The following is a 6,440-nucleotide window of genomic DNA, read 5'->3' as shown; positions in this document are numbered from 1 at the left end:
GATCAAGGAACGCGAAGCCGCCGAAGTTCAGCTGAAGCTTAGTCGTGACCATCTGGAGGAGCTGGTAGAAAAAAGAACGGCTGATTTGGCGATTGCACGAGATGCGGCTATCAGAGCAAATCAATCTAAAAGCCAGTTTCTTGCCAATATGAGTCATGAGTTACGTACACCGCTCAACGCTATAATTGGGTATGCGGAATTGTTGTTAGAAGATGCTGAGCAGAGCAACGATGATGTTCTGAAAGGTGATTTAAGAAAAGTGCGTTCTGCTGCCCAGCATTTGTTAGTGCTGATCAAGGATATTCTGGATTTAACTAAAATTGAGGCGGGCAAGATTGATCTGGAACTGACGGAAATAAATGTGTGTGACCTGGTTAGTGATGTGCAGCACAATGTTCAGCCTGTCATTGTAAAAAATGACAATAAATTTATTATAGAGTGCAATGAAAGTTCAGGAGTGATTATTGCGGACGTATTAAAGCTGCGGCAGACTTTATTGAATCTATTAAGTAATGCTGCCAAGTTTACCCATCATGGTCAAGTAAGTTTGCAGGTAAGACGGTTTGAGGAAAACAACGTAGAAAAAATTGTTTTCTCTGTCAGTGATACAGGCATTGGATTGACTAAAAAAGAATCGGTGAAAATTTTTGATGCTTTCACTCAGGCTGATTCATCGACTACACGTGAATATGGTGGCACTGGACTGGGGTTGGCTATCAGTCGGAATTTCTGCCAACTAATGGGTGGAGATCTCACAGTAACGAGTGAAAAAGGTAAAGGCTCTACGTTTACCATACTCTTACCGGTTAAAGTAAAAGATATTCCGCAGTCGGATGCTGAGCTGGAGCACATCGAACAATCAGACGATGCGCGCCAGCAAAGGATAAATCTCACTGACCAACAGCGATTTGAGCGAAGAACTTACATAAGTTGCATATTGTTTGTGAATAAAGAACCATTAATTGCTCAGCAATTCGCGCGATATTTCAAGCAAAAAGGCTTTGTTGCACAATCTGTGATTGATGCAGATACGTGTATGGAGACTATTGCCGAACAGCATTTTGATGTGATAGTTGTTGATCTTGATCTTGCGCAAAAACAGGATTGGCGTTTACTTGGCTATATTCAGGATCACCCTAATTTGCAGGATGTGTCTATTGTGTTGTTGGGTGATCGACAACTGGCTGAAAAAGGCCTGGCATTGGGTGCGGTTGATTGTTTGCCGGTTCCTACTGATAAAACTTTGCTTCAGGCAGTGATTAATAGCTGTGTGCGTAAGCGAACCCCAAAGCTTGAAGCTGTTAAGCAGACCAAATAATAATATATCATTCCAACGCATTAGTTCCTTTGCTCATTTTCGGCTATCATTAGGTTTAAGATTGGTAAGAGCAAATGAATAATTTAACCATAGTAAAAGATACAGATGAGCTGTGCCAGCGAGTTGCCGACTGGCTGTTGCGTGTAGCAAAGAGTGCTATGGCGGATCATGGACAATTCCATATTGCGCTTGCAGGTGGTAACACACCACGCGCATTGTATCAATTGCTCGCCAGTGATGCTTATGCCAACAGTATTGACTGGCAGCATGTTAATTTTTATTTTGGGGATGAACGGGCAGTACCGCTTGATCACCAGCAAAGTAATTTTCTCATGGCCCATGAGGCAATGTTGGACAAGCTCTCGATTCCCGCTACCGATATATTTCCTCTAATTACTGACCTGGAAGATCTGGAAAACAGTGCCCAGCATTATGAAAAAATATTAAGGCGGGAATTGCCTGTTCAGGATGATAATATCCCCGTATTTGATTTGATATTACTGGGTATGGGTGATGATGGCCATACGGCGTCTCTATTCCCTGAATCAAGCATCCTGCATGAGCAGTCACGACTAGTGGCGCCAGTATTTGTTGAAAAACTGAATAGTTGGCGTCTTAGTTTTACCTATCCGCTAATCAATCATGCCAGGCAAGTTGCAGTACTGGTAACGGGTGAAAGTAAAGCAGTAAAGCTGAAGCAGGTATTAGTAGATAAGACGGGTGCTAATCCTGTAGAAGGAATAAAGCCACTTGGTGAATTGAACTGGTTTGTTGATGCGGATGCTGCGAAGTTGCTGTAATTAAGGATACAAACAACAGGAAGTTTTTAATTCACCCTGATAATTGTAATTGGAGTAATGAAAAACGCGCAGAATATGAAAATATTGGCAGGGGATATCGGGGGAACTAAAACTATATTGCAAATTTCGCAGTATACCGATCATAAGTTCACCGTACTTGCTGAAGATCGTTTTGATAGTAAATCGTACTTAAGTTTTGATTTGCTGTTAAGTCAGTTTCTTGAACAGAACCAGGTGCAAGGACAGGTGCTTGATTCTGCCTGTATAGGCGTTGCGGGGCCAGTTGCTCAAAAGGAAGCAAAAGTGACTAATTTGCCATGGCGACTCGATAGTACTGCGCTGGCAAACGAGTTTGCTATTCCTCGCTTTACATTGGTTAATGATTTTCAGGCAGTTGGTTACGGTATAGAGCAACTGGGTGCAGCCGATTTGACAACACTTCAGGTTGGGAAGGCAGTTGATCGCGGAGTACGGGCTGTCATAGGTGCGGGCACAGGTGTAGGGCATGCAGTTCTGGCCTGGTGTTCCGATGGCTACCAGGTTTTGTCGTCTGAAGCAGGTCACAGCAGTTTTGCACCGGTGAATGAACTTCAGCAGGAGTTGCTAAGATATTTGGCGCAGCAATTTGATGTTGTGAGTGTTGAGCGCGCACTGTCAGGGCCAGGCATTGCAAACATTTTTCAATTTTTTTGCGCCAGGGAACCAGATCAATTAACTGAGGAACTCAGCCACGCGACTCGGCAACAGGAAATTACACCAGTAGTAGTAGAGTTTGCCATGGCGAAAAAAGATCCATTGGCGGTCAAAACCCTGGATATGTTTGTTGAAATCTATGGTGCTGCCGCAGGTAACCTGGCGTTATTCACAATGGCGACAGGCGGTGTATATATTGCGGGTGGCATAGCGCCAAGAATTATCGATAGTTTATTGCAGGATCACTTTATAAACGCTTTTAACAATAAGAGTAAAATGCAACACCTGTTATCAGATATTCCTGTTAAGGTGGTTACTAATCCCAAAGTTGGTTTGTTGGGAGCGGCAGTTTATGCGGCGCGATGCGCGGCGTAATAAGCGGGCTAGGTTGGTGGAGTGATGGGTTTCTGTTGCAGGTATTTTGGTAATTTTTTCTCGGACAAGGCCGTTTTATACAAGTCTACATAATCCATTGCGCTGTGTTTCCAGCTAAAGTCTTTTTGCATCCCATTTTTAACCAGGCTTAACCACTTGCTTTGATCCTGGTAAACATTAATTGCCTTGACGATTTGCGAGTAAAGCGCTTTACCTGTTGTTTCCTTCATGACTAATCCCGTTGCGTGTTTGAGGTTGGTGTACTGATCGTTTAGGTCGATCACGGAATCTGCTAATCCACCAACATTATTTACGATGGGAATGGTTCCGTAGCGCAGGCTATAGAGCTGGTTTAAACCGCAAGGTTCAAAACGTGAAGGCATTAAAAATACATCGCTGCCACTTTCGATTTGATGAGACAGGCTTTCGTCGTAGCCAATATTGCAGCTGAATTTGTCGGAATACCTGTCAGATAGCGTTTCGAGCTGGTGTTCAATTTTTTTATCGCCGGTACCCAGTAGAACCAGTTGTATTGGCAAATTATTCAGTTGGGGAATGATTTCAGTTATAAGATCGACGCCTTTTTGTTCCACCAGTCGTCCTATGAATCCCAGTAACAGGGCGCCAGGATCATTTGTCAGGCCAAATGTCGTCTGTAAAAATTCCTTGTTGTGTTTTTTCTCAGCAAATGATTCAGTATCGTAGTTAGCCTTAATATGCGGATCTTTACCTGGATTCCACTCTTTTTCATCAATGCCGTTTAAGATGCCGCTCAGTTTGTTGCTGCGATGTTTTAACAGTCCCTCCAGACCATAACCAAATTCCGGAGTTTGAATTTCTTTGGCATATTGCGGACTAACGGTCGTAACACGATCGGCGAACGCAACACCACCTTTAATAAAGGACAGTTGATTGTGGAACTCCAATCCATCGGGTGACCACAGCACTTGCGGTAATCCCAGGATATTAAAGGTTTGTTGGGGGAATAATCCCTGGTATGCCAGGTTGTGAATCGTAAAAATGGTCGCAGGTCTAACCATTTCAGTTTGTAACAATGCCGGTACCAGACCAGTCTGCCAGTCATTGCAGTGAATAACGTCAGGTTGCCAGTTCAGGTTTGCCCGGTCCTGTGCCAGTTCGCAAATTGCTCGGCAAAACAGGGCAAACCGCTCAGCATTATCCGGCCATGGTTCACCGTCGTTGCTGACATAAGGATTACCACTGCGATCGTAGGCAGGGCCGTAATCAACAAAATAAACTTTTACGTTATTATTAGGCAGTTTTTTTTCAAGAATATTAATAGTGCCAGGCAGACCGGGTAATTGTAATTGTGCTACTGTCTGAGCACGCCTGGCTTTTTGCATGGCGTCACTGTACGCGGGCATGACAATACGAATATCGTGGCGCATTTTCTTCAGCGCTACAGGCAACGCGCCGGAAACATCGGCAAGACCGCCGGTTTTTATGAGAGGTTGCACTTCGCTGGATGCAAATAGTATTTTCAGCATAGTCAGATGATAGGCTAAATTTTTTTATTATTAACCACCGGTGCAGGGGATTTCATTACCGAATAATGTAAGAATTATCCATTGTCTCGTTGAATAACGATGGCTCCCAGCGGTGGCAGTGTTAAATTTAAAGAATGGGATTGGTTCATCCAGGGGACTGGCTCAGCAATTAATCCCTGGCCATTTCCCATGTTGCTTCCACCGTAAAATTCGGAATCCGAATTAAGCACTTCATGATAGGTCCCCTCGCGAGGGACGCCAATCCGGTAGTTTTCTCTAGGTACTGGCGTGAAGTTTAAAATCACCATCAGGAATTTGTCTTTGGCTTTGCGTTGGTAACTGATGGTAGACTGGGATGCGTCATGGCAATCTATCCATTCGAAGCCTTCCGATTCGAAATCATGGCTATAAAATTCTTCATTGAAACAATAGAGTTTGTTCAGGTCGCCGATCAGTTTCATCATGCCCTGATGGAGTGGATATTGTAATACATACCAGTCCAGATCTTTGTCAAAATTCCACTCAGTGCCCTGGCCGAATTCTCCACCCATGAAAAGTATTTTTTTACCCGGATAGGTATACATGAAGCTATATAACAAGCGTAGATTGGCAAAGCGTTGCCATTCGTCCCCCGGCATTTTATTCAACAGGGAGCCTTTGCCATGTACCACTTCGTCATGGGATAGCGGTAGTACGAAATTCTCTGTAAACGCATACAGAAGACCAAAAGTCAGTTGATCGTGGTGGTAATGACGATGTATAGGATCTTTGGAAAAATAGGTCAGGGTGTCGTGCATCCAGCCCATGTTCCATTTCATGCTGAATCCCAGGCCGCCTAGCCAGGTGGGGCGCGTTACCTGAGGCCACGCAGTGGATTCTTCAGCGATCATCAAGCAGCCTGGAAATTCACCGTGCACGACCGTGTTTAACTCGCGTAAGAAGTCAATTGCTTCCAGGTTTTCATTCCCCCCGTAGATATTGGGAAGCCAGTCATCCGCTTCACGGGAATAATCGAGGTATAAAATGGAAGCTACGGCATCCACACGCAGGCCATCAAGGTGGAATTCCTGGAGCCAGAATAGCGCGCTGGATAATAAAAAGTTTTTAACCTCGGCGCGGCCGTAATTGTAAATCAGTGTTCCCCAGTCGCGGTGTTCACCACGCCGCGGATCTTCGTGCTCATACAGGGGAGTGCCATCGAATTCGGCCAATGCATGGCTATCCTTGGGAAAGTGTCCTGGTGCCCAGTCCAGTAGTACGCCTATGTTATGACGATGACAATAATCCACGAAGTAACGGAATTCGTCCGGTGAACCAAAGCGACTGGTGGGGGCAAAATATCCCGTAGTTTGATAACCCCAGGATCCATCAAACGGGTGCTCAGTAATGGGCAAGAGCTGGATGTGAGTAAATCCCAGGGTTTGCACGTGGTCCACCAGGCGGTGGGCTAATTCCCTGTAACTGAGAAAATGTCCATCTTCGGTGCGTTGCCAGGAACCCAGATGCACTTCGTAGATTGACATGGGTTCGTGTAACCAGTCGCTATTCTTGCGTCGCTCTATCCAGTCATTATCCTGCCAGTGATAAGACTCAGCATGAGTAACTATAGAAGCGGTTTTTGGACGACATTCAAATGATTGCCCGTAGGGATCCGTTTTTTCCAGAATACGACCATCTTTGCTGCGAATTTCAAATTTGTATAAATCATCCGGTAAGAGATCCGGAATAAATAACTCCCACACACCG

The 6,440-nt window shown here is 44.8% G+C and carries 5 protein-coding genes; 3 read left to right on the top strand and 2 right to left on the bottom strand.

Features of this window, described 5'->3' with window-relative positions:
* The 3 genes from ACWVCM_RS12770 to ACWVCM_RS12760 all read left to right on the top strand — a co-directional run.
* Window positions 1-1,318: ATP-binding protein (locus ACWVCM_RS12770; protein ID WP_455202141.1), on the top strand; the 1,318-nt coding region annotated here is incomplete at its 5' end.
* 74 nt (window positions 1,319-1,392) lie between these two features.
* On the top strand, window positions 1,393-2,118 hold the full coding sequence (gene pgl / locus ACWVCM_RS12765; RefSeq protein WP_455202140.1) for a 6-phosphogluconolactonase: 726 nt from the start codon (window positions 1,393-1,395) through the stop codon (window positions 2,116-2,118).
* 57 nt (window positions 2,119-2,175) lie between these two features.
* On the top strand, window positions 2,176-3,186 hold the full coding sequence (locus ACWVCM_RS12760; RefSeq protein ID WP_455202139.1) for a glucokinase: 1,011 nt from the start codon (window positions 2,176-2,178) through the stop codon (window positions 3,184-3,186).
* An 8-nt stretch (window positions 3,187-3,194) separates the two neighbouring features.
* Here the strand turns inward: ACWVCM_RS12760 and glgA are convergent, their stop codons facing one another.
* Window positions 3,195-4,694 carry a glycogen synthase GlgA gene (gene glgA, locus ACWVCM_RS12755; protein WP_455202138.1) on the bottom strand — a complete coding sequence of 500 codons (1,500 nt, stop codon included), beginning with the start codon at window positions 4,692-4,694 and terminating at the stop codon, window positions 3,195-3,197.
* Window positions 4,695-4,768: 74 nt separating this feature from the next.
* Window positions 4,769-6,440 (bottom strand): 1,4-alpha-glucan branching protein GlgB (glgB, locus tag ACWVCM_RS12750; RefSeq protein ID WP_455202137.1); only part of this gene is annotated, 1,672 nt, incomplete at its 5' end.

The sequence above is a fragment of the Kaarinaea lacus genome, assembly GCF_975902315.1.
This window is presented reverse-complemented; position numbering and strand designations above follow the sequence as displayed.

Excerpts from the sequence above, each read along its gene's own strand:
- pgl (WP_455202140.1), top strand. The coding sequence starts at position 1,393 with ATGAATAATTTAACCATAGTAAAAGATACAGATGAGCTGTGCCAGCGA.
- glgA (WP_455202138.1), bottom strand. The coding sequence starts at position 4,694 with ATGCTGAAAATACTATTTGCATCCAGCGAAGTGCAACCTCTCATAAAA.
- ACWVCM_RS12760 (WP_455202139.1), top strand. The coding sequence starts at position 2,176 with ATGAAAAACGCGCAGAATATGAAAATATTGGCAGGGGATATCGGGGGA.